Annotated in this window: 21 protein-coding genes and 3 tRNA genes; 18 read left to right on the plus strand and 6 right to left on the minus strand. The window is 58.8% G+C overall.

From position 1 onward, the window contains the following. The first annotated feature begins 43 nt into the window (after positions 1–43). The 3 genes from AADH44_RS02000 to AADH44_RS02010 are packed head-to-tail and all read left to right on the plus strand — an operon-like array spanning position 44 to position 2,924. Positions 44–376 (plus strand): PLDc N-terminal domain-containing protein, encoded by a 333-nt coding sequence (locus AADH44_RS02000; RefSeq protein ID WP_341953760.1) that lies wholly within the window; start codon positions 44–46, stop codon positions 374–376. Next, a complete protein-coding gene (gene menD, locus AADH44_RS02005) occupies positions 357–2,072 on the plus strand; it encodes a 2-succinyl-5-enolpyruvyl-6-hydroxy-3-cyclohexene-1-carboxylic-acid synthase (RefSeq protein WP_341953761.1) in 1,716 nt (571 codons plus the stop codon). Before AADH44_RS02000 ends, menD begins: the two co-directional genes overlap by 20 nt. 27 nt (positions 2,073–2,099) lie before the next feature. Continuing rightward, a complete protein-coding gene (locus AADH44_RS02010) occupies positions 2,100–2,924 on the plus strand; it encodes a PPK2 family polyphosphate kinase (protein ID WP_341953762.1) in 825 nt (274 codons plus the stop codon). Here AADH44_RS02010 and AADH44_RS02015 read toward each other — a convergent pair. After that, positions 2,921–4,174, minus strand: coding sequence for an isochorismate synthase (locus AADH44_RS02015; RefSeq protein ID WP_341953763.1), 1,254 nt, complete (start codon positions 4,172–4,174; stop codon positions 2,921–2,923). The genes AADH44_RS02010 and AADH44_RS02015 overlap by 4 nt on opposite strands. Positions 4,175–4,317: 143 nt before the next feature. Here AADH44_RS02015 and ubiE point away from each other — a divergent pair, with 143 nt between their 5' ends. From ubiE to AADH44_RS02030, 3 genes are read left to right on the plus strand one after another with little or no spacing between them, the layout of a single operon-like run. Beyond that, positions 4,318–5,094, plus strand: coding sequence for a bifunctional demethylmenaquinone methyltransferase/2-methoxy-6-polyprenyl-1,4-benzoquinol methylase UbiE (gene ubiE / locus AADH44_RS02020; RefSeq protein ID WP_341953764.1), 777 nt, complete (start codon positions 4,318–4,320; stop codon positions 5,092–5,094). 26 nt (positions 5,095–5,120) lie between these two features. Continuing rightward, positions 5,121–6,197: a polyprenyl synthetase family protein gene (locus AADH44_RS02025; RefSeq protein WP_341953765.1), complete on the plus strand. Its 1,077-nt coding sequence runs from the start codon at positions 5,121–5,123 to the stop codon at positions 6,195–6,197. A gap of 54 nt (positions 6,198–6,251) precedes the next feature. Further along, entirely contained in the window at positions 6,252–7,610 is a 1,359-nt protein-coding gene (locus tag AADH44_RS02030) for an FAD-dependent oxidoreductase (RefSeq protein ID WP_341953766.1), read from the plus strand. A 20-nt stretch (positions 7,611–7,630) separates the two neighbouring features. On the opposite strand, the gene cls is transcribed toward AADH44_RS02030, so the two are convergent. The 3 genes from cls to AADH44_RS02045 are packed head-to-tail and all read right to left on the minus strand — an operon-like array spanning position 7,631 to position 10,898. Next, positions 7,631–9,106: a cardiolipin synthase gene (gene cls, locus AADH44_RS02035; protein ID WP_341953767.1), complete on the minus strand. Its 1,476-nt coding sequence runs from the start codon at positions 9,104–9,106 to the stop codon at positions 7,631–7,633. Positions 9,107–9,134: 28 nt separating this feature from the next. Further along, entirely contained in the window at positions 9,135–10,394 is a 1,260-nt protein-coding gene (locus AADH44_RS02040) for a cation:proton antiporter (RefSeq protein ID WP_341953768.1), read from the minus strand. Between the two features lie 15 nt (positions 10,395–10,409). After that, a complete protein-coding gene (locus AADH44_RS02045) occupies positions 10,410–10,898 on the minus strand; it encodes a YajQ family cyclic di-GMP-binding protein (RefSeq protein WP_341953769.1) in 489 nt (162 codons plus the stop codon). Positions 10,899–11,032: 134 nt separating this feature from the next. On the opposite strand from AADH44_RS02045, the gene AADH44_RS02050 reads away from it, so the two are divergent. The 5 genes from AADH44_RS02050 (at position 11,033) to AADH44_RS02070 (ending at position 13,363) form a co-directional block, all read left to right on the plus strand. Further along, a tRNA-Tyr gene (locus tag AADH44_RS02050) sits at positions 11,033–11,117 on the plus strand. Between the two features lie 39 nt (positions 11,118–11,156). Next, positions 11,157–11,957, plus strand: coding sequence for an inositol monophosphatase family protein (locus AADH44_RS02055; RefSeq protein WP_341953771.1), 801 nt, complete (start codon positions 11,157–11,159; stop codon positions 11,955–11,957). A gap of 208 nt (positions 11,958–12,165) precedes the next feature. Beyond that, a complete protein-coding gene (locus tag AADH44_RS02060) occupies positions 12,166–13,092 on the plus strand; it encodes a M23 family metallopeptidase (RefSeq protein WP_341953772.1) in 927 nt (308 codons plus the stop codon). A gap of 99 nt (positions 13,093–13,191) precedes the next feature. Then, a tRNA-Thr gene (locus AADH44_RS02065) sits at positions 13,192–13,263 on the plus strand. 26 nt (positions 13,264–13,289) lie between these two features. After that, positions 13,290–13,363, plus strand: a tRNA-Met gene (locus tag AADH44_RS02070). Between the two features lie 215 nt (positions 13,364–13,578). On the opposite strand, the gene AADH44_RS02075 is transcribed toward AADH44_RS02070, so the two are convergent. Beyond that, on the minus strand, positions 13,579–15,336 hold the full coding sequence (locus AADH44_RS02075; protein ID WP_341953773.1) for a hypothetical protein: 1,758 nt from the start codon (positions 15,334–15,336) through the stop codon (positions 13,579–13,581). After that, positions 15,333–16,313: a hypothetical protein gene (locus AADH44_RS02080; RefSeq protein ID WP_341953774.1), complete on the minus strand. Its 981-nt coding sequence runs from the start codon at positions 16,311–16,313 to the stop codon at positions 15,333–15,335. Before AADH44_RS02080 ends, AADH44_RS02075 begins: the two co-directional genes overlap by 4 nt. A 194-nt stretch (positions 16,314–16,507) precedes the next feature. Here AADH44_RS02080 and AADH44_RS02085 point away from each other — a divergent pair, with 194 nt between their 5' ends. From AADH44_RS02085 to AADH44_RS02115, 7 genes are all read left to right on the plus strand, one after another. Further along, the gene (locus tag AADH44_RS02085) at positions 16,508–16,777 is read left to right on the plus strand and encodes a helix-turn-helix transcriptional regulator (protein WP_341953775.1); all 270 of its coding nucleotides are present in this window, start codon (positions 16,508–16,510) and stop codon (positions 16,775–16,777) included. A gap of 198 nt (positions 16,778–16,975) precedes the next feature. After that, positions 16,976–18,544, plus strand: coding sequence for a type I restriction-modification system subunit M (locus tag AADH44_RS02090; RefSeq protein ID WP_341953776.1), 1,569 nt, complete (start codon positions 16,976–16,978; stop codon positions 18,542–18,544). Continuing rightward, positions 18,541–19,659: a restriction endonuclease subunit S gene (locus AADH44_RS02095; RefSeq protein WP_341953777.1), complete on the plus strand. Its 1,119-nt coding sequence runs from the start codon at positions 18,541–18,543 to the stop codon at positions 19,657–19,659. The genes AADH44_RS02090 and AADH44_RS02095 overlap by 4 nt, the downstream gene beginning before the upstream one ends. After that, positions 19,656–22,730 carry a type I restriction endonuclease subunit R gene (locus AADH44_RS02100; protein ID WP_341953779.1) on the plus strand — a complete coding sequence of 1,025 codons (3,075 nt, stop codon included), beginning with the start codon at positions 19,656–19,658 and terminating at the stop codon, positions 22,728–22,730. Before AADH44_RS02095 ends, AADH44_RS02100 begins: the two co-directional genes overlap by 4 nt. A 117-nt stretch (positions 22,731–22,847) precedes the next feature. Next, positions 22,848–23,900, plus strand: a complete 1,053-nt coding sequence (locus AADH44_RS02105) for a restriction endonuclease (protein ID WP_341953780.1) — start codon at positions 22,848–22,850, stop codon at positions 23,898–23,900. Next, positions 23,900–24,466, plus strand: coding sequence for a GIY-YIG nuclease family protein (locus AADH44_RS02110; RefSeq protein ID WP_341953781.1), 567 nt, complete (start codon positions 23,900–23,902; stop codon positions 24,464–24,466). The genes AADH44_RS02105 and AADH44_RS02110 overlap by 1 nt, the downstream gene beginning before the upstream one ends. Positions 24,467–24,475: 9 nt before the next feature. Continuing rightward, positions 24,476–24,847: a hypothetical protein gene (locus AADH44_RS02115; protein ID WP_341953782.1), complete on the plus strand. Its 372-nt coding sequence runs from the start codon at positions 24,476–24,478 to the stop codon at positions 24,845–24,847. Positions 24,848–25,185 lie beyond the last annotated feature (338 nt).

Here is a 25,185-nt window from a genome sequence, read left to right on the forward strand (position 1 = left end):
AGGCTCGCATCCCGTTTGCAGTCTGCGAGGATAGAATGTCTGTATGCCTCGCTTACTGGTAGTTCTCGCTTTCGCGGTCGTCGCGGTCGACGTGTTCGCCATTGTGGATGTGATCCTGACTGACCGCCGTCGGGTGCGCGCACTTCCCAAAGTGTTGTGGCTGCTGGTCATTCTGCTTCTTCCCGTAATCGGGGTCGTGCTGTGGTTCATGCTCGGCAAGGCACGCAGTGGCAGTGCCGGTCGTACGCGCACGCTTGCCCCCGATGACGACCCGGATTTCTTGCGCAATATGCGCCTCAAAGAAGAACAAGATGAACGCATCCGCCGCCTTGAACAGGAACTAGCAGATCTCGACGATGACGATAAGACCAACTAGCTCTCCGGCAACTAATTTCTCGGTAGCCCTTCTCGAAGAGTTCGTTCGTCTCGGCGTTCGAGACATTGTGGTCAGCCCCGGTTCGCGTTCACAAGCACTTGCGCTCGCGGCAGCCGAATTTGAGAAGCAGGGGCTCCTGCGTCTGCGTGTACGAATCGACGAACGTGTCGGTGCTTTTCTCGCGCTGGGCCTCGCTGTTGAGACGGGCTCACCCGTTCTTGTTGTCACGACTTCAGGAACGGCCGTCGCCAACCTGCACCCCGCAGTGCTCGAGGCACATCACTCTGCCGTTCCTCTCATCATCATTAGTGCGGATCGCCCCGATTCGTTGCGCGGCATCGGCTCAAACCAGACCACGCAACAGCCGGGCATTTTTGGCACCGCTGTTCACCAAACCTGGGATGTCGCAGCGCCCACTGGGGCAGCAGGCGAGATGGATGCTGCGGCGCAACTAGCGCGCGAAGCCATCGCCGCCGTCAATGGCCCCGTGCACCTCAACCTCTCGTTCGACGAGCCGCTCTCCGCGCCGTTCACGTGGCAACCATCAGAGCGCGATGTCGCCCCCGAGCCAGCGGTAGCCCGCCGACATCCCTTCCCGGATCTCTTCAGCGACCTCGATCCTGTCGTGGAAACCACCACGCAGCACTCGCCAGGTGCGCCAACGCGACTTGCGCTCAGCCCCGCCCCCGCGACGGTCGTCATCGCCGGCACCGGTGCTGGGCCGCGGGCGGAACAGGTTGCTCGCGAACTGGGGGCACCACTAATTGCTGAGGTTGCCAGTGGGGCCCACTTCGGCCCCAACCTTGTCGTCGCCTACCGTGAGCTTCTCAACACCGCCAACTTTGGTGATCGAGTGGCGCGCGTAATCGTCTTCGGGCATCCCACGTTGAGTCGCGAGATTCCGGCGCTGATTCAACGAGCTGGGGTTCAGACCATTGTCGTGCGGCATCCATCTGTCGACGACTACAACCCCGGCCGCTGCGTTCGACTGTTCGTTGACGAAGTTTCTGTATCGGGAGATGCGACTGATCGAGCCTGGCTCGGCCGCTGGGTCAGCTCTAGCCGTCAGCTTCTTGAAACCGAAAGCATTGCGCCCGACATCGATGCGGATGCCGGCACGCACGCCAAGTCAGAGCTGGCGATTGTGCGTACCCCGGTTGACCGTCGCATGCTCGCCGAAGCTGTGTGGCGAGCAACGTGGCCGCACGACCGACTTGTGCTTGGTGCATCACGGTTGATCCGCGAAGTAGACCGCGTGGTTCCGGGCAAGAAGATTCCCGTACACGCTAACCGCGGCCTCGCGGGAATCGACGGGACGATCTCCACCGCACTCGGTATCGCCCTTGCCAGTCAAGCCGAGGCCGGAAATGAGGGCGTCACGCGGGTGCTGCTGGGCGATCTCGCGATTTTCCACGATGTTGGTGCACTCATGTTTGGGATGGGGGAGCCGCGCCCGCGCATCCAAGTCATTGTTGGCAACGACGGTGGTGGCACTATTTTTGACGTCCTCGAGGTTGCGAGCCAAGCTGGCGACAGCTTTGACCGCGTGTTGTTGACGCAACAGAACGCATCCATCGAAGCGCTCGCAGTGGCATACGGTTGGCGCTATCTATCCGCGGCGACGCGCGGTGAACTCGATCAGGCTCTCTCGGCGCACCCAGAGCCGACCATCATTGAGGTTCCGCTCGGCCGCTAGTTGTGCCAGCGGAGTAGCCTTGAGCCCATGAGCACCCTCACCCCTGTCTCCGTCGATTTTGAGCTCGCCAGCATTGATCCGTCATCAACTCCCGAGTTTGACGCTGACAAGAAGGATGCCGAAAAGGCGCTCGAAAAAAACGGAGAACGGCTTGCCGAGCTGCAAGAGCGACTCTTCGCCGAGAGCAAGTATGGTGGCGAGCGTCGCGTTCTCCTGGTGCTGCAGGCGATGGATACGGCGGGCAAGGGCGGCATCCTGCGTCACGTGATTGGCGGTGTTGATCCGCAGGGTGTGCAGATTCACGCTTTTAAGGCGCCAACCGAGGAAGAGAAGTCGCATGACTTCTTGTGGCGCATCCGCAAAGAGCTCCCCACCGCGGGCAACATCGGGGTCTTCGATCGTTCTCACTACGAAGACGTGCTGATTCACCGGGTGCGTGGATTCTCCACGCTTGAGACGATCGAAGAGCGTTACGGCATCATCCAAGAGTTCGAGAAAGAGCTCGTAGCGCAGGGAACCACGATCATCAAGGTCATGCTGCATATCAGCGCTGACGAGCAAAAGGAGCGGTTAGCGGAACGGCTCGACCGCGACGACAAGCATTGGAAGTACAACCCTGGCGATGTGGATGAGCGACTGCTGTGGGGCGAATACCAGAAGGCCTATGAGATCGCCCTTCGTCGCACCACCACCGAAAATGCGCCATGGTATGTGATTCCTTCAAACCACAAGTGGTATGCGCGCTGGGCTGTGCAGCAGCTTCTGCTTGAGGCTCTCGAGGGGCTTGACCCGCAGTGGCCGGAAGCCGATTACGACGTTGAGGCCGAGAAGGTGAGGCTCGCCAACAGCTAGCCGAACGCTTCGATGATCGGCCGGAACTTCAGTTCGGTCTCGGCGAGCTCGCGCTTCGCGTCCGAGCCCGCAACAATGCCAGCACCGGCATACGCGGTAATGCGCGTGCCGTCGACTTGCGCACAGCGAAGTGCGACCGCCCATTCGCCATTACCATTCGCATCGACCCACCCGACCGGTCCGGCGTAGCGACCGCGATCAAAGCCCTCGAGTTTGTCGATGATCCGGATTGCTGAGGGGGTGGGAGCGCCAGCCACTGCCGCCGTGGGATGCAGTATTTCGATGAGGTCGAGCGCGCTCGAACGCTCAGTCAACTGGCCCTCAATGTCGGTGGCGAGATGCCAGAGGTTCGGCAGTTGAAGGGCAAACGGGGTGGATGCCGCAACCAGTTCACTGCTCAGCGGCTGCAGGGCATCCATGACGCTGGCAAGCGCAAGCGCATGTTCTTGCTGATCTTTGGGTGATGCTGCCAGGGTTGCTGCGGCTCGCCCATCGGAGATTCGGTCTTCGCCGCGCGCGGCACTGCCCGCGAGGACGCGGGCGCTAACGTGTCCGTTGTGCACCCGCACCAGCGTTTCGGGGCTCGAACCAATGAGTCCGTCTATCGCAAAGGTGAATGTGTCTGGGTAGCGGTGGGTGAGCGCTTCGATCGGTACCCGAAGGTCGGCGCCTGCGGGGAGGGTGGCGACTTGGTCGCGGGCGATCACAATTTTTGCGGCGTTGCGGTGGGAGATTTCGCGCAACGCAGCTCTGACGGTGCTTGTGAAACCTTTAGCGCTCATTTCTCCGGGCGTGAAGGAAATGTGCACGGGCGAGCCGTGCGGTGTGCGGGGGATGCTGGCTAAAACATCCGTGGTGTCGGGGAGCCCGCCAACTTCGCCGACGGTGATGGAGGTTACCCACTGGATTCCGTTTCGGCTGCCGGTGATGATGCGGGGCACAATGAGCACGCTTACAGCGGCGGAGGAGTCGGCGAACGCGAAGCTGCCGAGCGCGACAAGTCCAGTTCCCGCCCGCTTGACACTGTCGTGAACGATTGCGGTGCGCGAAATCTCACTCCACGCTGTCGCCGCCTCGGAAAACCGATTGGGGCCGCGGAATTCGAGGCGGAGCAACTCACCGATTCCGACGATTCCCTCGCCGTCGCGTACGAAGGCGAGGGGGTTGCTGGGGGAGATCCAGTCGAGGATGTCGCCGACAGATGCGCTCGGACGCGTAACAATCGTGAGTGGTTCGCGAGCGCTAGCCATCGCACACGCCTGATTTGGTGCCGGGGATGGGCTGCTCTGGAGCCCCATAGTGCCTCACAAGTATCAGAGTACCTGTCAGTTGGGGCGGAGAAAGTGAGCATCTGGCGCGAGCGCCCTAGACTAAAGGGGTGGGTAAGGCTGACATGAATAAGCGACCGGACGACGTGGCCGGGATGTTCGACGGTGTCGCAAAACATTACGACCGCACGAATACCGTTTTATCGGCTGGAAATGCACTTCTGTGGCGAGCGGCCACGGTGCGGGCGGTTGCTCCAGCGGCGGGCGAACGCATCCTCGATATCGCTTCTGGCACGGGAACGAGTTCTGCTGCACTCCACCGCAATGGCGCCAGAGTCGTTGGACTCGACTTTTCCCCCGGCATGGTTGAGCAGGCCCTCAAGCGTCATAAGAAGATCGAATTCATTCAGGGCGACGCAGAGAAACTCCCATTCGGCGACGATGAGTTCGATGCTGTAACGATCAGCTTTGGTCTGCGCAATGTCAATGATCCTCGTGCCGCTCTCTCTGAGATGTACCGGGTGGTGAAGCCTGGTGGTCGACTGGTGATCACAGAATTTTCGAAGCCGCCCGTCGCGATCCTGCGCGCTGGCTACTTCACCTACTTAAACCGTGTGATGCCGATCATCGCTGACCGCACGAGTTCCAATCCTGAGGCCTACACCTACCTCGCGGAGTCGATTCGTGAGTGGCCAGATCAGGGTGAACTCAGTCAGTGGATTCGGGCTGCCGGATTCACTAGGGTTGCCTACCGTAATCTCACTGCGGGCATTGTTGCCATGCACCGCGGCCACAAGCCCGCTGATGAAACCGTGCTCGCGTCGGTTGCTAAGCGCAAAGACCTTGCCACTCGGCCCATTAAGACCATCAAGACTTCCAAAGACGCCAAACCGAAGCCGTAGCGCTTCGCAAAAGAAATCGGTTGATAGTGAATCGGAGCGTTCCGCCTGCTCGCCGCAGCAATACTTTGAGTTCCTCCTTGGGGCTCGGCGAGAAGCTTTTCGCGTCTAGCGACGAGCGTCGATTTGCTGCTGCCATCGAAGAGGGTCTTGAACAGGTAGAAGCCGGCCTCCTTTCGCAGATGACATTTGCCGACGAGATCGCGGATGCCACGAGTCGCTACCTGCTCGAAGCTGGCGGCAAGCGTGTGCGCCCGGTGCTCACTCTGCTCACAGCTCAGCTCGGCAGTGGCAACAACCCCGATGTTGTTACGGCCGCTCAGGCTGTGGAGATCACCCACTTGGCGTCGCTCTACCATGATGACGTTATGGATGAGGCGCAGTTGCGCCGAGGTGTCCCCAGCGCACAAAACGTGTGGGGCAACTCGGTAGCGATCCTCACGGGCGACCTACTTTTTGCTCGGGCCAGCAAGCTCATTGCGGGTCTCGGGGAGCAAGCTCTCATCCTGCAGTCGAATACTTTTGAGCGCCTGTGCCTGGGCCAGCTTCACGAGACTCTCGGGCCGAAGCCGGGCGAGAATCCGGTTGAGCACTACCTGCAGGTGCTCGCTGATAAGACCGGGTCGCTCATCGCTACCGCGGCCGAGGTGGGCGTGATGTTCTCCGACGCTCCGGATGAGTACACGGTGCCCGTGCGCGACTTTGGCGAGAAGATCGGTGTTGCTTTCCAGCTCATTGATGATGTCATTGATCTCTCCGCTGAAACCGGCAAGACCGGTAAAAAGGCTGGCACTGACTTGCGCAGCGGAGTGGCAACACTGCCGCTGCTGTACCTGCGTGAGCTTGCGGTTACCGACAGCGATGCTGCAGAGCTGCTCACTCGCATCGAGCGCGACGTGAACGCTAATTTCTATGGTGAGGGTGACGACGCAGCAATTGATGCCGCGGTGACTGACCTGCGCGAGCATCCGGTGACGACGAAAACTTTGGAAGAAGCACGTCGCTGGGGTCGCGAAGCGGTTGAAGCACTCGCACCACTGCCCAAAGGCCCGGTCAAGAAAGCTCTCACGCGTTTCGCCGACAGCATTGTCGAACGGTCCAACTAGCACGCCCCACTCGCCCGCGCCCGGGCGCCTCGAGATGAACGGAAATTACAGCCAATGAGCAAGCTCAGACTCGCCATTGTTGGCGCCGGTCCTGCCGGAATCTATGCCGCCGACATCCTGCTTAAAGCAGAACGACAGTTTGAGGTCTCGATTGACCTGTTCGAGCAACTGCCGGCACCGTATGGGCTCGTGCGTTACGGCGTTGCTCCCGATCATCCGCGCATCAAGGGCATTGTCAACGCGCTGCGTGACGTGCTCGACACCGGTAACATCCGCCTCTTTGGCAATGTCACTTACGGCCGCGATATTACGCTCGACGATCTCAAGAAGCACTACAACGCCGTGATTTTCTCTACCGGTGCCGTTCGGGATGCTCCACTGCAGATCCCCGGAATTGATCTGCCAGGCAGCCACGGTGCCGCCGACTTCGTTAGCTGGTACGACGGGCACCCCGATGTTCCCCGCGAGTGGACTCTCGACTCGAAAGAGGTTGCCGTCATCGGCAACGGAAACGTCGCACTAGATGTCGCCAGAATGCTCGCTAAGCACGCAGACGATCTACTGCCGACAGAGATCCCCGCCAACGTCTATGAGGGCCTCACCTCGAGCCCCGTGACTGACGTGCATGTCTTTGGCCGTCGCGGCCCCATGCAGGTTAAGTTCACCCCGCTGGAACTTCGGGAGCTCGGCGAACTCGATGACGTGGACTTGATCGTCTACGAAGAAGACTTCGACTACGACGCCGCGTCGAAAGTGGCCATCGAATCGAATAAGCAGATCATGGTGCTCGACCGCATCTTCACGAAATGGCGCGGCGAAGTCACAGGCACGGCCTCACGTCGCCTGCACTTGCACTTCTACGCTGGCCCCGTCGAGGTGCTGGGAACCGACCGCGTCGAAGGCTTCCGTTATGAGCGCACTAAGCCAGACGGGCAGGGCGGCGTTGTCGGTACCGGCGAATTCCGTGAGGTCGCGGTGCAGAGCCTGTACCGTGCTGTTGGGTACTTTGGGTCGCCACTTGACGGTATCCCTTTCGACGCTCACCGCGGTGTGATCCCCAACCGCGAAGGTCAAGTCATCGACGATAACGACCAGCAAGTGCACGGTGTCTATGCCACCGGATGGATCAAGCGCGGACCCGTCGGTCTCATCGGCCACACGAAGTCCGATGCGATGGAAACCATCAAGAACGTGATGAATGACCAGGCAAACTGGTGGAGCCCCGAGCACGCAGAAGAGCAAGCCGTGGTTGACCTTCTGAAGAGCCGCGACGTTGATTACACTAACCTTCAGGGTTGGCAGCTCCTAGATGCTCAGGAGATCGCTCTCGGAGCGCCGGAGGGTCGTGCGCGCATCAAGCTCGTCGATCGCGCCGAAATGATCGCCGCATCGACGGCTTCCAGCAGCAACTAGCTCGGCAGCAACAGAGTCGACTACTGAACGGCGGCGGTGAGCCGTGCGATGTTGTCGAGTGCCTTGGAGCGCCGGGGGCGTTTCATCCACTCGTCAAGGGTGAGCTCTCGGCTGACACTTCGATACTGGGCTTCGAGCTCGCGCATGTCTTCGATGAACTCGGTGCCGCGCACCATGACCGAGATTTCAAGGTTGAGGCTAAACGAGCGCATGTCCATATTGCTTGAGCCGATCACCGCAACCTGATCGTCGATCGTGAAGTGCTTGGCGTGAAGAACCGTTGGTGTCGGGAACAACCAGATTTTCACACCGGCGCGCAACAGGGTCTCGTAGTAGCTACGCTGTGCGTGATAAACCAGAGCTTGGTCGCCGACCTCAGACACAAAAAGCTGTACGTCTAGCCCACTCTGGGCAGCCGTCGTAATCGCATAGAGCATCGAATCGTCGGGCACAAAATAGGGGCTCGTAATGATCACACGTTGCTGAGCCGCATAGAGCAGCGAGTTGAACAGGCGCAGATTGTTTTCGCCTTCGAAGCCGGGACCGCTCGGCACAACTTGCGCGTCGAGGTTTGCGGTGGTGGCTATTGCCGGTGTTCTGGCGCTCTCGCGCACAAGCAGTTCATCAGTTTCGCTGTACCAGTCGGTAATAAACAGCGCATTGATTCCCGCAACGATTGGACCTTCAAAGCGCACCATGAGATCTTTCCACGTGAGACCGCGCTTTTTGTTGACACGCTTGTTGTAGGTGGAATCCACCATGTTTTGCGAACCAGTGAAGGCGAGGTTTCCGTCGATGACAAGTATTTTGCGATGGTTGCGCAGATCTGGTCGTTGGAACTTCCACTTGAGGGGCTGCACGGGAAGCATCACGTGCCACTGCACACCAATTTGTTTGAGACGGCGGATGGTCGTGAAATATCCGGGCGCACGGAGCGACGCAATGTGGTCGAGCAGAACTCGAACGCGAACCCCACGCTTCACAGCAGCTTCCAGTGCAGTGAAGAACGGAGCGGTCGTAGTGTCGAGGCTGAGAATGTAAAACTCGACGTGCACAAAGTTGGTTGCGTCGTTCACGGCTTCGGTCATCGCATCCAGCGACTCCTGGTACTCAGAGAAAAGCTTCGCCGAGTTGCCACCGACGAGCGGCATCGCGCCGAGGGTGCGATTGAGTTCCACGACTGGCTCAAGCCACGGCGGCCACGGCTGATCGCGCCTCACCTGATCCATTCCCTCGGTGGTATCGAGAATGAACTCGTTGATCTCTCGCTGCTTGTCGCGACGGCCCTTTGGCAGCTTGCGGCTTCCCAGCATCAGGAAAAGCAGGATGCCAACGTAGGGAAGAAAGAAAATTGCCAACAACCAGGCCATTGCGGTTTGCGGCCGCCGGTTGCGGGGAACATAAATGAGAGAAAGAACGCGGACTGCGAAGTCGATGAAAATGAGTACGCCGGCAATGACTGCCGTGAAATTGATCGTGATTCCGCCGACGTCCATGGCTCGAAGTCTATCTATTTACTGAGAGCTACTCGCCCCGCGTCGAGGAGGGTCCCGCGTCAGAGCTAGCGCCAGATTCGGGGCCCGGTCCATTGTTGATCGGGGGACCCTGCCAGGCGGGTGTCTCATCCGGTTCAACGAACGAACGAGCGACCACCACATCGGTCGACGAATGCGCAACAATCGACAGCGCGATCGTGAGCGCGACGAGGTGGAAGATCAGATCACCCTCAGGGATGCCGGCCGTAACCACCACAAGCACGTAGACGACTGACGCGAACCCCTTGGGGCCGAACCACATTGCGGCCACTTGTTCGCGCATCGAGAGCCCGGAGCCGAGGAATGAGACATAGAGTGCCGCGGGTCGGGCGGCGACGAGAGCCAAGATTGCGAAAACCCATCCGGTCCACTCTATTTCGCTCAAGAACTTGAACGACAGCAGAGCACCAAACACCATCAGCGCGAGTAACTTCAGCAACTCGGAGATGATCTCCCCAAACTCTTCAAAGGCTTCGCGTTCCTTCTGCCCGACGGTTGCGACCGTTACGCCAGCCGCGAAGGCAGCGAGGAAGAGGTTTGCGTGCACGGTAGTGGAGAGGGTAAAGACGAGCAGCCCGATAGCGATCGGCACGATTGGCTCATACACACCGACAGCCGCGAACACTTTGGTGTGGAGTGCTTTGATGACGAGCCAGGGCACAGCAACGCCGATAAGGGTTCCGGTGAGGAATTCGATGCCGAGTTCTCCGAGATGAAGATCTTCGGCGCCAGAACTCACCGCTAGGAACACCACAACAAAGGGCAGCGCGAGCCCATCGTTGACACCAGATTCGACATTCAGTAGTTGACGCAAACGCTGGGGGACGCGTTTGTCACCGACGAGAGCTGCGGCGAACACCGGGTCAGTCGGAGCAAGGATTGCTCCGATGAGGAGCGCCGAAGGCCAGTCGAGGCCGACCAGAAAATGTGCGAGCAGCGCGGTGATGCCGAGAGTAAGGGGCAAACCCCAACCGAGAGCCCGACCGGGGAGACGCCACGCTTTGCGAAGGTCAGCCCAGCCCATCTTCATTCCGTCGGTAAAGAGCACCACGAACAGAGCGATCTCGGCGATTGTCGACACTTCGGGCGACCCCGAATCGAGGTTGAGGATGCCCGTAGTCTCCGACCCAATCACAAAGCCGACCACCAAAAACAGCACGGCCGCTGACAGCACGGTTCGCCCTGCGAGCGCAGAGAAGAGCACAGCAACCAAGAGGGTTGCTGCGAAGATCAGCAGGAAGATGTCCACGCTGCGCGGGAGGTGTTAGCGGAAGTTCACGAACTGAAGAGCAACATCGAGGTCCTTGCCCTTGAGCAGAGCCATCGTCGCTTGAAGGTCATCACGGCTCTTGGACTGCACCCGCAGCTCGTCACCCTGAATCTGCGACTTCACACCCTTGGGCGCTTCATCTCGGATCACCTTCGAAATCTTCTTCGCATCCTCAGAGGAGATGCCGTTCTTGAGGCTGATCTCAATTCGATATTCCTTCCCGCTGGGAAAAGGGTCGCCAGCGTCGAGGCTACGCAACGAGATACCGCGTTTGATGAACTTTGCTTCAAGCACCTCAAGCACTGCCTTGACGCGTTCTTCGGCGCTTGCCTTCAGCAGAAGACTCTCGCCGGTCCACTCCACCGAAGCGCCAACGCCCTTGAAGTCGTAACGCTGGGCAAGCTCCTTCTGTGCCTGGTTGACGGCGTTTTCCGCCTCCATTTGGTCAACTTTGCTCACAATGTCAAACGAGGAATCAGCCATGCGCCCATGTTACCCGCGCAGCGCGCAGAACTCTCGTCGGCAAGTTTTGCCGATGTGGTCACGTGGGGGGCAGATTCCTTGTATTCTTGTTCAGCGCGTTCGGTCAGATGAATACATGTGACCGGAGGCGTCACGGCGAGTTACCCAAGTGGCCAAAGGGATCTGACTGTAAATCAGACTGCATCGCATTCGGGGGTTCGAATCCCTCACTCGCCACCACTTATTTCATCACCCCTGTTCTAGCTCTAGGGTTAAGCAATGTCTCACGCCGAACTCCTTGACCTTGCCCGCAGTGTTGCCACGCAGGCAGCAGAACTGGCAGCTCGGCGCCGCCGTGAAGGTGTCGCGGTTGCTGACCGCAAAACATCCTCGGTGGATGTCGTAACGCACGCCGACCGCGAGAGCGAACAACTCATCCGCAGCCTGCTTGCTGACGCGCGCCCCGCTGATGGATTCTTGGGGGAAGAAAGTGCAGCAACAGGAGGCTCGAGCGGGCTGACCTGGGTTGTTGACCCGATCGACGGCACCGTGAATTACCTTTATGGCATCCCTCACTATGCAGTGAGTGTGGCGGTAGTGGAAGGTGAACCCGATCCGTCGACCTGGCGGGCGATCGCCGGCGCTGTCGTCAACCTGGGGGCAAACGAGACCTACACGGGCATGATCGGCGGAGGGTCATTTCTCAACGGTCACCCGTTGAGAGTCGCTGAATCAGTAGACCTCTCAGAGGCTCTTGTGGCAACCGGGTTCTCCTACCTGCAAGAGGTGCGGGCGGAACAGGGGCGGGTCGTCGCCGAACTGCTACCGCAGGTGCGCGATATCCGGCGGATGGGTACTGCCTCGCTAGACCTCTGCATGGTCGCAGCGGGACGGGTCGACGCCTACTTTGAACAGGGCCTCAACCCTTGGGATCATGCGGCCGGTGCACTCATTGCTCGAGAGGCGGGGGCAACCGTAAAAGGTCGTGGCGATAACGCTGAAGGCAAGGACTTTATCTTGGCCGCTGAGCCTACTGTCGCGCTGCTTGTGGACGCTGCATTGGCGAGACTAGACGCCTAGGTAGACCACTTGAAAGTGGGGTGGCGAGTAGACCACTTGCGCGCTAGCCTTTACGAATCTGTTATCTACGCGCAACCCGAACCCGCGTAGTCAACTACCCGAATTATGCATTCACACCTAGCAAGTGAATCGCGTGGAGGAGAAGAATGTCACTGACGAGCATGAGTGCCGCAGTGACGTTCTCCTCACGTGAAACGAGGCTCGTGAAGTGAACCACGACACCGCGTCCCCACAGCAATCAGGAACCGGGGATGACATCCCCCTGACTCGCAGACAATTGCGCGAACGCGAACGCGTAGCAGAACGGCGCACAGCAGTCACGCCTGAGGTGCCTGCGCGCACACGAAAGGCACGAGGCTCCGCCGTAAAATCGAAGCGAGTTCGGGTGTCGCCTGCGACCTTCACCCCGAGTGGCCTACCGCGTCGCCGGGGCAAGGCTCTCGCATCCAAGGCCCTCTCGTTTGTTGCAATGCTCTTTGCCGGCGCGCTCCTGGTGGGCGTCTCGGTGCCGTCGAATGCCTTCGTCAGTTCAGAGGATATGGCAGCTGCCGCAGCCCCGCGATCAGAGGCTGCGAACCTCGCCGCTGACTCACGACCGAATCAGTCACTTGCTGTCTCCGATGACGTTGTCAATGATGTGGCCAGGCAAGACAACATCAAGGTCATCTCATACGCCGAAGTGCTTGCCCTGAAGTATGCGGGAGTGAGCTACGAGTATCGCGCCACTGCTGGTGCGATCCGCTGGCCATTCCCCTATGAAATTCCTATCACCGATGGGTTTGGTGACCGCATCGGTGGTTTCCATAAGGGAACAGACTTTGCGGCCCCCGAGCGCACTCCGATCTACGCGATAGCCGAGGGTGTTGTCTCCTACATCCAGTCCGACTACTCGGGGTACGGCTACAACGCGATCATCACCCACGTGGTCAACGGTCAGCAAGTCCAGAGCCAGTACGCACACATGGTCACTGGGTCGAGTCCGTTAGTTGTCGGGGATCCGATCAGGGTCGGTGATTTCGTCGGCCTCGTGGGGGCAACAGGAATTTCGTATGGTGCTCATTTGCACATCGAGATTCATCTCGATGAGGTCCCGGTGGACCCCTTTGCGTGGTTGACCTCGAATGCTGTCAACTAATCTGGCGCGACGTTCAGATTTCGTTCAAAACCGTACGATGAGCCCTTAAACGGGTGCTAGTCTCTTACGGTGCCAATCGCGCGATATGCGCTTTTGTGTGCCCCCTTAGCTCATTGGTAGAGCACTTCCTTGGTAAGGAAGAGGTAATGGGTCCGATTCCCATAGGGGGCTCGGTCATCCGGTAATTCGGGTGCCGTGGCTGAGTAGCTCAGTTGGTGAGAGCGCACGACTCATAATCGTGAGGTCGCGGGTTCGAATCCCGCCTCAGCTACAAGTGGCGGTTTCATTCTTTGAAACCGTATTCTTCATTCAATTGATTGACCGCGGAGATCTTGATGAGATCTTTCCGTTTGCGGTCGATCCTGACGGCACTTTAGGTCGCGGATCTTGCCGGGGTTCTCGTTACGACGAATAAGCCTGCTTTTGGGCAGGCTGAATTGTTTCGGTCGTGCGGTAGCGGAAGCGGTGTCTAAATTCGGGCGCTGATTACCCTGGCGGTGCGGCGGCCTGAGCGGTGACTAGGCGGGCCAGCGGGCGCTTGTTCTCGTCTTTTCGACGGCGTGCACGTATGGGCTTCTCGACGGCTTTGTCTCGGAGCTTCAGTATGAATGCCGCTATTGACCGCAGGTTGAACGAGCTGATGGAGAGAGCGGTGACTAGGTAGTTCGAACTAAAACCTCGGCCGGAGCGCTTTTTGGTGTTCCCGAGGTCTTCTTGATTGGCGTCTTTGAAGCGCGAGTTCGAAGCTTCGACGAGGTTGCGCATGCCGTAATGATTGGACCACTCTTCGCTCATGTAGGCGAATCGTTGCAAGTGCTTGAGGGGCTGGAGGACACGTGACTTGCCACCGGGTTCTTTTGCCTTGACAGTTTTCTCCGGAATCAGCAGGGGAATCATGATGCTCTTCTTGCCGTCCAACGAAGTATGTGGCACGGGGGACCCGGTTGGATAGGTGAACCTTTGGTAGCCGTCAGGGTCAGGCAGACCCTTGGCAATCATGCGGTAGTTGCTGCGGTTCTTCAGGCGAGCGAGGAGGGCGGCGCGTTTCTGGTTGTAATCGACTCGCTCGAACTCAGACCGCGATTTCTCCAAGTCGACAAGGTCTTTGGTCGCGTCGATGAGTTTTTGGGGCATGCTGCGAACATGCCAGTTTCCATCGACTAGGTAGAGGTCTGCGTAAATCCCTTGTAGTCCTAAGTCCTTAGCTCTGTAGTCGATGACGAGTTCGACCCCGGCTTTGCGGGCGGGAATATGGAACGTCTCGACTCGACTGTTGTTGTAGGCGCGGTCGGCCATGACGAGAAAGCGCTCAAGGCCGAAAGCGGCCTTGTGACGCTCGATGAGCTTCATTCCGTGGCCAACGAGCATTCCAGGTTTATGGAAGCTGATGGCGGTGACAACGGATGGGAACAACTCACTTTCAGAGGGGCGATTCCATACTGTTGTTGCCGTTTCGACTTCGTACCCTGCGACATCAGTTTTCGCGCCCTTGCCATCGTGTTTACCACCGCGACGGTATCGTCCTGAAAAAGGGTCGGGGTTGCTCCGATTGAGCTCCAGGTTGGTCGGGTTCTGCCTTCCTTGCACTGCAATGAGGCTTGCATCTATAGCGCAGTTGCCTTGATATTGGCGCAGGAACTCCTCCGGCATGGTTCGCGCCGACGCGAGCACTAATTGGTTGCAGAGCCAGTCGATACGTTCGAGATTGCGCTCGTGCTGCTCCTTGCTGTCGCCATGGGCTAGGTCCGCGAGTCGTGCGGCGTAGTCCCCGGCTTTCATTCTTCCATCCAGCGGGAACGGGTAGGGGTCGATGTGGCCAAGTATTTGTTTCAGTCCGCGCCAAAAGCGGTGATACCAGTCCATCTTGTCGGATGGCTTGTTCGGGATTCCCAACAGCTCGAAGTGTTTTGTCCCAAACCGTCGGTGAAGAGTGTTCGCGATGTCCAAGTAGACGACGCCTCGCCCCATTTGAATGTGTAGCAGCATGATGGGAAGGATGGCGGTCAAAGGCAGGACGCGTTTACGTCCTGCGTTTGAAGTGCGAGCTTCGCCGTCCCACTGCATAATCTTGTCGTTGATTCCGGAGTTCTCGATGAGCGCGATGGAACTGCGAAGGTAGGCCAGAGATACGGGGCCGAGAGCGTGCTCGTCGTCGCGTTCCTCGGAGCCCATTCCGAATGTGTCGGCCATCCGCTGCTCGCAGAGGGCGAGGGCAGCTTCGCTCGATTCGGTTGTTGTGCTCAAGGGCGCTCATCACCTCGCAGCATCGCGCGATACTCGGCTATCGGCGCGGACTCCACGTAGGCCAAATACTGGTTGAGGTTTTCGAATTGGGCCATGCCGCCAGCACGAAGGAGTTCCTTTATTGAGGTGCCCATTCCGAGGTGGGTAGTTATCCACGTTGCGCGAAGTCGTGTGAGTACAGGAACGACACCCATGGTTCGATACATGAAGTCACTCACCATGTTTTTGCCACTGGGCGCACGCGGCCCGCCCCACAGCAATTCGGCGTCGGGATAACCGTCGACAAGACGCGTTGCCCACTCTTCCCACTCGCGAAGCATGGGCACGGAGCGTTCGTTTCTGCCGCGAACTCTCACAAGCACGCCGTCGTCGTCGATAGTCACGTCAGTGCGGCGAAGAGTGCTCAGCTCACCAGGCTGGAGGCCGGCTCCGACAGTGAACGCGACAAGCAGCATGCAGCGGTGGCGGGAGAGTGCAGTTTTTTGTCCCGCGGCCCACAGGGTATGAGCTTTCATCTCAGCCGCGGTGTAGGGGGCTTGTATCTTGCGCTTGTGCATCGCGGTCATCTTGGGGCGCGAGTTGGGGAGCACGGAGGCTGAGATTGCCAGAAGCACCGAGCGGTAGGAGCCGCCAGTTCCCTCACGCGTAAATTTGGTCGTGCAGTAGCGGTCGATGAGGGTCGGCGCAAAGATGAGCTCGGCGCGGAGTTCCAGGCCGTGTTCTTCAACGCACCACATCACGTATGGGGCGGCAATGCGCATCAACTTGCTGGCATCGCGATTACTTGCGAGCGCCGTGGTGGTGACGGCCTCCATGACGAACGGGCGCGCGTCGTCCCACGCGAGCCGATGCTGTTTCGGCTTGTAGCGTCTAGTCAACAGGGCGATGACCTCCGCGGCAGAGAGCGCCACCCCGGCGCCCGAAGCTTCGGTTTTGGCTGCTTGTTTTGTCGATGGAGTTGAGGATGATGTCTTCATGCCCATCTCTATGCGGCGAGTTTTTCACCGGGTGGGAGTTGTCGCGTTCATTCCCGAAAGCTCGCTCGTCAACGAGGGGACCATAGGGTATCTCGTGACAACAGCTCATGCGACTGCGCTCCCCTCAATTGGTGGTTATAACTACAGCCACTAACTATGGTGAGGGCCGCCGACATTGCCGCTACGCTCGATGCATGAGCCCTCGCCCCTCGCGCGCCCTTCCGGCCGAAATGTGTGAGGACTGGCCCGAAGTGCCATGCGCAGATCCGGTTGCAGAAAAAGCTAGGCAGCTCGTATTGAACCTCCGAGACGCCATCGGAGAGCGCAGTATCCGCGAGATCGCGACGATGGCCAGCGTTGACCGTGCAACGATCGGGGCAGTCTTGCAGGGCAAGTCCTGGCCAGACATCGTCACCTTGGCGAAGCTCGAACAAGAACTTGGTCCGCTCTGGCCTAGTCCATAGCCCTCGTCGGCCCATAATTCGCTACTGGCCCGAATGGGGTCCCTCCCGATATCGGATGTCACCGATAGCCTGTGAGAGCGCACCGCGGATACGACCGCGAGTGCGTTGCTTATGAGGAGACACAGAACGAATGACACGAGCCGTCAAGCTTGAAGACCACAGGTCACTTGAAGTCTGTTCACGGGCGGTGTCGCGCTAATGGCAACCACCACCAAAGAATCGCAGCGCGCTGAACTGCACAAGACGATCTGGCGTATCGCCAACGATCTGCGGGGAAGCGTCGACGGGTGGGACTTCAAGAGCTACGTGCTCGGGATGCTCTTCTACCGCTTCATCTCGGAGAACCTCACCGCCTACGTCAACGCTGGAGAGCGCAAGGCAGGCACCGCAGACTTTAATTACCGGACGCTGAGCGACCCTGATGCCGAGTTCGGGCGCCATGAGACGGTCTCGGAAAAGGGTTTCTACATCCTCCCGAGCGAGCTTTTCGCCAACGTTCAGCAGCGAGCGCAGCAGGACGAGAATCTCAACGAGACCCTGCACGCGGTGTTCCGCAACATTGAGGGTTCGGCGGTCGGCACCGACAGCGAGGACGATCTGAAGGGTCTGTTTCACGACCTCGATGTGAACAGCCCGAAGCTGGGGCAGACGGTCGCGAAGCGCAACGAGAAGTTGGTGAAGCTACTCGACGCGATCGGTGATCTGCCGCTGGGCAACTTCGACGACAACACGATCGATCTGTTCGGCGACGCCTACGAGTACCTGATGCAGATGTACGCATCGAGCGCAGGCAAGTCGGGTGGCGAGTACTACACGCCGCAAGAAGTATCAGAGCTCCTGGCCCGCATCACCGTCGTCGGCAAGACTGAAGTCAACAAGGTCTACGATCCCGCGGTCGGGTCAGGATCACTCCTACTGAAGTTCGCGAAGGTGCTCGGCAAAGAGAACGTGCGTCAAGGTTTCTACGGTCAAGAGATCAACCTGACCACCTACAACCTGGCGCGCATCAACATGTTTTTGCACGATGTGAACTACGAGAAGTTCAACCTGGCCCACGGCGACACCTTGATCGACCCGGCCCACTGGGATGACGAACCATTCGAGGCGATCGTCTCGAACCCGCCGTACTCGATCAAGTGGGACGGCGATGCCAACCCGCTGCTCATCAACGATCCCCGGTTCGCCCCTGCGGGAGTGCTGGCGCCAAAGTCAAAGGCCGACCTCGCGTTCACAATGCACATCCTGTCCTGGCTGGCGGTTAACGGCACCGCGGCGATCGTCGAGTTCCCCGGAGTGTTGTACCGCGCCGGTGCAGAGGCGAAGATCCGCAAGTACCTGATCGACAACAACTACGTGGATGCGGTCATCCAGTTGCCGCCCGACTTGTTCTTTGGCACCACCATCGCGACCTGCATCATCGTTCTGAAGAAGTCGAAGTCCGACAACTCGGTGTTGTTTATCGACGCCTCGGCAGAGTTCACCAGGGGCGGCAGCAAGAACAAACTGGCTGAGGCAAACCAGACGAAGATTCTGGATGCCTTCACGGTCCGCGCTGACGCCGACTACTTCGCGAAGCTGGTCCCCAATGCGGAACTCGCCGAGAACGCATACAACATCGCGGTTTCATCCTACGTAGCGCAGGAAGACACCCGCGAGGTTGTCGACATCGCAGAACTGAATGCTGAGCTCGCACGCATTGTGGCGCGGCAAACTGAACTCCGCACGTCCATTGACGCAATTGTGTCCGATTTGGACAGCGGACAATGAGCCGCATCGATGACTTGATCGCCGAGATTGCTCCACAGGGTCTTCGGATGCTAACCCTTCGAGGGATCGCCCGAGTCAAGAGCGGCGCTGCTGTCAGCAGGCTATCCATTGAGCAGGATTCGGGCCCTTATCCCGTTATCAATAGTGGACGAGAGCCACTGGGCTATATCAACTCCTTTAACACGGAAAATGATCCCATTGGAGTGACTTCTCGTGGAGCTGGCGTGGGGTCCGTAACTTGGCGCGAAGGGCGCTACTTCCGCGGGAACCTTAATTATTCGGTCACGATCCTCGACCATTCAAGTGTTGATACTCGGTTTCTTTACCACTCGTTGCTCTTCCTTCAGCCTCAAATTCAAAAGTTGTGCACGTTTCAGGGAATTCCCGCGTTAAACAAAGTGAACCTAGAGAAGCTGCTCATCTCTGTGCCGCCGCTTGAGGTGCAGCAAGAAATCGCGCAAATCTTGGACAGCTTTTCGGAGCTGGAAGCGGAGCTGGAAGCGGAGCTGGAAGCGGAGCTGGAAGCGCGACAAAGACAATATATCGCTTATAGATCCGAGCTACTTTTGTTCCAGGTGGCCGGAGCCGACGAGTGGCGCCCGGTGCGAGAAGCCGTGAAACAGGTCGCAACCGCGCGCGGAGTGAAACGTCAGGACTACGGGCTGGGATCACTGGTCCCGATTGTCGACCAGGGCCAATCGGTGATTTGTGGCTACACGGACGACGTCTCAATTGCACTTCCGGGTGGCGAATATGTCGTATTCGGCGACCACACCCGCGCCGTTAAATGGGTCGATACTTCGTTCGCGCCGGGTGCCGACGGAACGAAAGTGTTACGTGGCGTGGATGGGGTCCTCACCCGTTACCTCTTCCACGCGCTGTCCGCGCTCGACATCCCGAGCCGCGGATACAACCGCCACTGGGCAGTGCTTAGAGATATGTCGATCCCCGTTCCTTCGTGTGCCGAGCAGCAGCGCATCACGAAAATCCTGGACCAGTTCGATGCACTCGTCAACGATTTGAGCATTGGGCTCCCGGCTGAGCTGGCGGCGCGGCGGAAGCAGTACGAGTATTACCGTGACAAGTTGCTTACCTTCAAGGAGCTGGCGGCGTGAGTGAGAGCGGAATTGGCGCACCGGGCAGCGGCACGCGGTTCGAGCCGATCGCGGTCAGCTCAGAAAGCACCGTCGTGGCCGAATTCGTGCCCGACGCTTCGACTGCGTCGAGCTACCAGTCTGAAAATCAGCTCGAACACGAATTCATTCGGCTGCTGCAATCTCAAGCCTACGAATTCTTGCCGATTACAAGTGAAGAGCAGCTCGTTACGAACCTCCGGGTGCAGTTGGAAGTGCTCAACGGCATCCACTTTTCTGACGCTGAATGGGAGCATTTCTTCAGCGAGAAGATCGCCGGCGCCAATGAGGGCATTGCCGACAAGACTGTGCGCGTCCACGAAGACCACGTGCAATTGCTCCAGCGCGACGACGGGTCGATCAAAAACATTGCGCTGATCGACAAGTCGAACATCCACAACAACAGGTTGCAGGTGATCAACCAGTACGAGGTTGCTGGCGGCCCCGGCACGCTAACAAACGCAGATGCTCGGCCGGCGAAGTATTCGAATCGGTACGACGTCACCGTGCTCGTCAACGGGCTGCCGATGGTGCATGTCGAATTGAAGCGGCGCGGGGTCGACATTCGCGAAGCGTTCAACCAGATCGACCGTTACCAGCGCGACAGCTTTTGGGCTGGCTCGGGCCTGTTCGAATACGTGCAGTTGTTCGTGATCTCCAACGGCACGCTCACCAAGTACTACTCCAACACCACCCGGCGCGAACACCTGACTGAGGTTGGCAAAAAGGCGAGTGGGCCCAAGCGTAAAACGTCCAACTCATTCGAGTTCACGTCCTGGTGGGCGGACGCGCAGAACAAGCCCATCCAAGAGCTCACGGCCTTTGCGAAAACCTTCTTTGCAAAGCACAGCCTGCTGAACGTGCTCACCAAATACTGTGTGCTCACCGCTGACCGGATGCTGCTTGTCATGCGGCCGTACCAAATCGTCGCTACCGAGCGGATCCTGCAACGTATCGATGTCTCCAGTAATTACAAGACGCTCGGCAGCCTCAAGGCAGGTGGCTATGTGTGGCACACCACCGGCTCAGGGAAGACACTCACGTCGTTCAAGGCCGCCCAGCTCGCATCGCGGTTGCCCTCCGTCGACAAAGTGTTGTTTGTCGTCGACCGCAAGGACCTCGATTACCAGACGATGCGCGAATACGATCGGTTCGAGAAAGGTGCTGCGAACTCCAACGCCTCAACGGCTGTCTTGAAGAAACAGCTCGAAGACCCGAACGCGCGCATCATCATCACCACGATTCAAAAGCTCGCCGGGTTTATCGCTGGCAACAAAGGCCACGAGATCTACAGCGGGCACATCGTCATCATCTTCGACGAATGCCACCGCTCTCAATTCGGCGACATGCACACCGCCATCACCAAAGCGTTCAAGCGATACAACCTATTCGGATTCACCGGCACACCGATCTTCGCTGCCAACTCCGGCAGCGGCGGCAACCCTCAATTGAGGACCACCGAGCAGGCATTCGGCGAGAAACTGCACACCTACACAATCGTGGATGCGATCACCGATAAGAACGTGCTGCCGTTCCGCATCGACTACGTCAACACAATCAAGATCGGTGCGGTTGACGATAAGCAGGTCTCCGCGATCGACACCGAGCGGGCGCTGCTCGCGCCGGAACGTGTGCGGCAGGTCGTCTCCTACACGTTGGAGCACTTCGACCAGAAGACGAAACGTGCCGAACACTTCACGCTTGACGGCAAAAGAGTGCACGGTTTCAACGCACTTTTCGCCACCGCCTCCATCGACGCGGCACGGATGTACTACAACCAGTTCGCCATCCAGCAACAAGATCGCACGCCCGACCGCCGACTCAAAGTGGGCTTGATCTTCTCGTATGCCTCCAACGAAGCCGTCGAGGATGGGGCGCTCGACGAAGAAGCCTTCGATGCCGACGGGCTCAGTGGCGATGCGCGCTCTTTCCTAGAAGACGCCATCCAGGACTACAACGAGATGTTCGGACAGAGCTACAGCACCTCGTCTGACGGCTTCCAGAACTATTACAAAGACCTTTCTTTGCGGATGAAGAACCGCGAGATCGACCTCGTGATCGTCGTTAACATGTTCCTTACCGGTTTCGACGCGACCACGCTGAACACGCTGTTCGTCGACAAAAACTTGCGTGCCCACGGACTCATTCAGGCATACTCGCGCACCAACCGCATCCTGAACTCAGTCAAGACTTACGGCAACATCGTTGCCTTCCGAAATCTGGAAGAAGAAACCAACGACGCCATCGCACTCTTCGGTAACAAAGACGCGCGCGGAGTGGTGCTGCTCAAGCCATATGCGGAGTACTACGGCGAGTATGCGGAGAAGGTCACTGAGCTGGTGGAGAAATTTCCGCTCGGAGTGCCCATCGTCGGCGAAGCAGCGCAAAAGGAGTTCATCGCTGTATTCGGAATGATTCTGCGCTTGCAAAACATCCTCACGTCATTCGACGAGTTCGCCGGGCATGAAATACTCACCGAACGGCAGAGCCAGGACTACCGCAGCATCTACCTGAACTTGTGGGCCGATTTCCGCCAAGAGACGGATGCCGAGAAGGAGTCGATCAACGACGACGTCGTGTTCGAGATCGAACTCATCAAGCAGGTCGAGATCAACGTCGACTATATCCTCATGCTGGTTCAGAAGTACCGCGACGAACGAGGAGACGGAGACGACACCGAGATTCGGGCCGCGATCTCCCGAGCGGTAGACGCATCGCCGTCGCTGCGCAACAAGCGAGACCTCGTAGAAGCCTTCGTCGACTCGCTGTCGACCACGGGTGAAGTCGATGAGGAATGGCGAGCCTTCATCGATGCACGACGCGGCGCTGAGCTAGACGCGATCATCGAGGCCGAAGGCCTCAAGCCGGAAGAGACTCGCGCATTCATGGACACAGCGTTCCGTGATGGTGCTATTCAGGCGGGCGGAACAGCCGTCACGCGCATCCTGCCTCCCGTCTCGCGTTTCGCGGCCCACGGCGGGCACGGCGAGAAGAAGCAGCGGGTTCTCGGACAGCTCGGCGCGTTCTTCGAGCGGTTCTTCGGGCTGAACTAAATCGCGCGGCCGCAATTTTCGGCCTCGGCCAGAGGTGCGTTGACACATGCGAGATAGCAATTTTTGAAATAAGTGAAATGAAGTCCCGAGACTCGGGACGATTTGGATGGGAACCAGATGAGTGTTGCGTGGGTTGTAAGAACCGGTCGTTACGGAGAGCGTGATGCGTGGGCGCTTGAGCATGGTTATTCGGGTGCCGGCTGGGGCGAGATCCCGGACCTCACTGAGTGCAAGACTCGCGAGGAGGTCAGCGCCGCCTTGGCCAAGGTGTACACCGACGCCAGCGATGGAGCCCTCGCCAACCGCACTGGACAAATGTGGGCGATCCGCGGCCGCATCGCACCGGGCGACCTTATGGCGATGCCCCTCAAGACGACTAAACGCATCGCGATCGGCAATGTCATCAGCGGGTATGAGTACCTTGCTGATGAAGAGGACCCAGAACGCCGTCACGTCGTGAGGGTCGATTGGAAGGTGACTGACCTTCCTAGGGCCGCAGTGAAGCAGGATCTGCTTTTCTCGCTAGGTAGTGCGCTGTCTGTTTTCGCCCCGTCGAAGAATCACGCTTTCGAGCGGTTGTGTGAGCTGATGGACAAGGGCGCAGACCCTGGCCAAGTGCCATTCATGAACCCGGCAGTTCCCGCAGGTGCCGACGAAAACCTCGTGCTCGACGACGATGTAGATGAGCCGGAGTTGCACGCCGACATCGACGAGATCGCTCTCGACCGCATCACAGCGAAGATCGAAGAGGAGTTTGCCGGCCACGGCCTGGCAACCCTCGTCACCGAGATTTTGGAAGCCGAAGGATTCCTTTGCATGCAGGCTCCGCCGGGACCTGACGGCGGAATTGACGTTATCGCCGGCAAAGGAGTGCTCGGACTGGATTCACCACGAATCATCGTTCAAGTGAAATCGGGTTCTCAAGTCGGCGACCCAGTCGTTCATCAGCTTCAAGGTGTGATGAGTTCACAGGGCGCCGATCAGGGTCTCCTTGTTGCATGGGGTGGCGTGTCCAAACCAGCGCGGGACTCGCTCAAGGGACGCCAGCTCAGCATTCGGGTCTGGGAGTCTGCGGATATTGTTAGCGCCGTCCTTCGAACATACGATCGCCTATCGGAAGACACGCGCACACGTCTTCCGCTGAAGCATGTATGGATGTTGGCGGACTAATGCCCAACGTTGCCGCCGCTGACCTCGATGATGCGCTTCGTGCTCTCAGCGGCGCGACAGTACCTATCGCCGAAGCGCCAGCGCATGTGCCGGACAGACGAGGTCTCTATGCGCTCTACGCCCCGAAGGGAGCGTGGGGCGAGCTGGGCATTGGATGGCGTGACGGGCCACTTTATGTGGGCAAGGCGGAACGTAGCCTCGTATCCCGTGATCTCGGCACTCATTTCATAACCGGCAAGACCGGCAGCTCGACCCTGCGGCGCTCGTTGGCCGCCTTGTTGAGAGACCCGCTGGAACTCGTCGCTGTTCCTCGGAACTTGGTTAAGCCGAGCCGCTTCGCAAACTTCGCGCTCGAACACATCGACGACAAGAAACTAACCGAATGGATGTGGGCGAATCTACGAATCGCAGTTTGGGCTGCGCCCGACAGCGTTTCGAGTTTGGTTCTCGTCGAACGTGCGGTCTTGGCGCGGCTAGAGCCTCCGTTGAACCTCAAGGACGTTCCGAACCCTTCTCGGATGCTTTCGGCAGCCCGGACGGTAATGGCTAGTCAGGCGAAAACGTAGGCGGATAACGTGCCCTCTCAACGCCTGCCTGTTCTGCAAGACGTCGTTAGCTTCATCATTGGGTACTTCGACGAATATGCAGAAGAGGCCCCCGACGTGGCCCCGGAATCAGTCGCGTGGAGAGTTCGACGGCGCCGCTATGGGTGGCAGATCGACACTCAGCCGAGTTCCGGGGAACTTCTGCTGGGGCCCGGCCCCTTGATCGTTGATGGGCGCACTGGCGACTATTGGAGGACCTCGTCCAGCCCAGTAGATGTATTCGGCGAGCCGGGCGTGCTCGGGTGGTCACAGCTCACGAGCCGGCGCCTCTTCGAGCAGTGGAGGCGCGAACGCGGGCTGCCGGATGGAAACATCCTTCGTGGCGCTACTCACATCGAGTAAAGGGCTTCAGCGCAGGAACCCATTCGGTGTTGTCGGACGGTGTCGCTAACGTCTAGATCATGACCTCAGAGAACGCCGCCGAGTCCGCTTCCCCGGAGCGCGCGAGCATGGCCGCGGCCGCCCTCGATCTAGCCAGCGGGGATCTCGTATCGGTGCGGGGAGGGATCTTGACCAAGGTTCACCGCCCCAACCTTTGCTTAGGCACCAACTGTTGGGTGCACAACCCAAGCGAACATCACATGGTTACTTGGCAGATTGACTGGCGAGAACGAAAACGAACTGCGGAACGGCTCTGCCCACACGGCATCGGGCACCCCGACCCGGACGATGTGGCCTTC

Source organism: Salinibacterium sp. TMP30, from assembly GCF_038397785.1.
In the GTDB taxonomy this organism is placed as follows: domain Bacteria; phylum Actinomycetota; class Actinomycetes; order Actinomycetales; family Microbacteriaceae; genus Rhodoglobus.

Bases quoted from the DNA above. Each gene is read 5' to 3' on its own strand.
- AADH44_RS02095 (WP_341953777.1), top strand. From the start codon at position 18,541: ATGAGCCGCATCGATGACTTGATCGCCGAGATTGCTCCACAGGGTCTT.
- menD (WP_341953761.1), top strand. From the start codon at position 357: ATGACGATAAGACCAACTAGCTCTCCGGCAACTAATTTCTCGGTAGCC.
- AADH44_RS02045 (WP_341953769.1), bottom strand. From the start codon at position 10,898: ATGGCTGATTCCTCGTTTGACATTGTGAGCAAAGTTGACCAAATGGAG.
- AADH44_RS02030 (WP_341953766.1), top strand. From the start codon at position 6,252: ATGAGCAAGCTCAGACTCGCCATTGTTGGCGCCGGTCCTGCCGGAATC.
- AADH44_RS02110 (WP_341953781.1), top strand. From the start codon at position 23,900: ATGCCCAACGTTGCCGCCGCTGACCTCGATGATGCGCTTCGTGCTCTC.
- AADH44_RS02000 (WP_341953760.1), top strand. From the start codon at position 44: ATGCCTCGCTTACTGGTAGTTCTCGCTTTCGCGGTCGTCGCGGTCGAC.
- AADH44_RS02105 (WP_341953780.1), top strand. From the start codon at position 22,848: ATGAGTGTTGCGTGGGTTGTAAGAACCGGTCGTTACGGAGAGCGTGAT.
- cls (WP_341953767.1), bottom strand. From the start codon at position 9,106: ATGGACGTCGGCGGAATCACGATCAATTTCACGGCAGTCATTGCCGGC.
- AADH44_RS02090 (WP_341953776.1), top strand. From the start codon at position 16,976: ATGGCAACCACCACCAAAGAATCGCAGCGCGCTGAACTGCACAAGACG.
- AADH44_RS02085 (WP_341953775.1), top strand. From the start codon at position 16,508: ATGAGCCCTCGCCCCTCGCGCGCCCTTCCGGCCGAAATGTGTGAGGAC.
- AADH44_RS02015 (WP_341953763.1), bottom strand. From the start codon at position 4,174: ATGGCTAGCGCTCGCGAACCACTCACGATTGTTACGCGTCCGAGCGCA.
- ubiE (WP_341953764.1), top strand. From the start codon at position 4,318: ATGAATAAGCGACCGGACGACGTGGCCGGGATGTTCGACGGTGTCGCA.
- AADH44_RS02010 (WP_341953762.1), top strand. From the start codon at position 2,100: ATGAGCACCCTCACCCCTGTCTCCGTCGATTTTGAGCTCGCCAGCATT.
- AADH44_RS02080 (WP_341953774.1), bottom strand. From the start codon at position 16,313: ATGAAGACATCATCCTCAACTCCATCGACAAAACAAGCAGCCAAAACC.
- AADH44_RS02055 (WP_341953771.1), top strand. From the start codon at position 11,157: ATGTCTCACGCCGAACTCCTTGACCTTGCCCGCAGTGTTGCCACGCAG.